The sequence below is a fragment of the Kushneria sinocarnis genome (assembly GCF_003633775.1).
GTDB lineage: Bacteria > Pseudomonadota > Gammaproteobacteria > Pseudomonadales > Halomonadaceae > Kushneria > Kushneria sinocarnis.
Map to the genome: position 1 here is coordinate 1 of NZ_RBIN01000017.1, position 1,223 is coordinate 1,223.

1 protein-coding gene is annotated in these 1,223 nt (G+C 60.8%); it reads right to left on the reverse strand.

Annotation, left to right across the window (positions count from 1 at the left end; translation table 11 throughout):
- Positions 1-133: 133 nt before the first annotated feature.
- On the reverse strand, positions 134-1,132 hold the full coding sequence (locus tag C7446_RS16225; RefSeq protein ID WP_035410855.1) for an IS5 family transposase: 999 nt from the start codon (positions 1,130-1,132) through the stop codon (positions 134-136).
- Positions 1,133-1,223: the final 91 nt, after the last annotated feature.

The following is a 1,223-nucleotide window of genomic DNA, read 5'->3' on the forward strand; positions in this document are numbered from 1 at the left end:
AATCGCTGATCAATTCGTCTCTGAGCGGTTGAAGGGCTCAGAGTGGCACAACCATCGCGTCAGCGATCATTTTCTGACCACCTCAGGTGGTCCGTTTCCCTGCCAGGCGGATTATCCGGCTGGCAGGGCAGATTCAAGGCGCACTGGCCCCATCAACTTGGCCCTCGCATCGTGTCGCCAGCACCAGGTTGGCCAGCCCGAACAGGCTGAAGAGTTGCGCCTGGTTCTTGGCCAGCCCCTTGTAGCGCGTTTTGCGGTAGCCGAAGAGGTTCTTGATGACATGAAACGGGTGCTCGACCTTGGCACGGATGCTGGCCTTGGCCTTTTCGAATGCCAGCAGCAGCGTTTTCATGGGGCTGCCGTCCATCTTCTTGATGGCGCCGCGCTTGGCGGCCACGCAGCATTTGGAATCCGGAGCATCCTTCTCTTCGTCGAGATGTTTCCACATGCCGGTGTAGCCCGCATCGCCGTATACCCGTTTGTCATCCTCCCGGACCAGAGCGCCGGCCATGGTGACATCGGCAACGTTGGCCGAGGTCGCGGCGACGCTGTGAGTCAGTCCGGTGACGGCATCGACGCCGATATGGGCCTTCATCCCGAAGTACCACTGGTTGCCCTTCTTGGTCTGTTTCATCTCTGGATCGCGCTGCTTGATCTTGTTCTTGGTGGAAGGGGCGGCCGCCACGATGGTGGCGTCGACGATCGTGCCCTCGCGCATGAATAACCCTTTCTCGGCCAGGTGGGCGTTGATCTCCTCGAAGATCCGCTGGGTCAGGGCATGCTTCTCCAGCAAGTGGCGGAAACGCAGCAGCGTGGTCGCGTCCGGCACGCTCTCGATGGTCAAGTCGACACCCACGAAGTCGCGCATCGCCTGGCTATCGTAGATGGCATCTTCAAGTGCCTCGTCGGCGAGCGCATACCACTGCTGCAGGAAGTAGATCCGCAGCATGCGCTCCAGGCCGATGGGCGGACGGCCGCGCTTGCCCGTTGCGTTCGGGAAGTAAGACGGCGACAGCGCGTCGATGAGCCGTTGCCAAGGCACCAGCGCCTCCATCTGGGTCAGGAACCGCTCGCGACGGGTCACCTTTTTCTTGTTCTGGTATTCGGCTTGGGCGAACGAGATCTGCTTCATCGGGTAGCTCGGTCAGGTGGTGACAGGGTAGCCAGATTCTACCCCGCCGATGGCGATCAGGCAGCTGCGGCGGGATTTATGCAGCGTTTCC

What these genes read in the sequence shown, in the direction of transcription:
- C7446_RS16225 (WP_035410855.1), bottom strand. Translation starts at nt 1,132, where the DNA reads ATGAAGCAGATCTCGTTCGCCCAAGCCGAATACCAGAACAAGAAAAAG.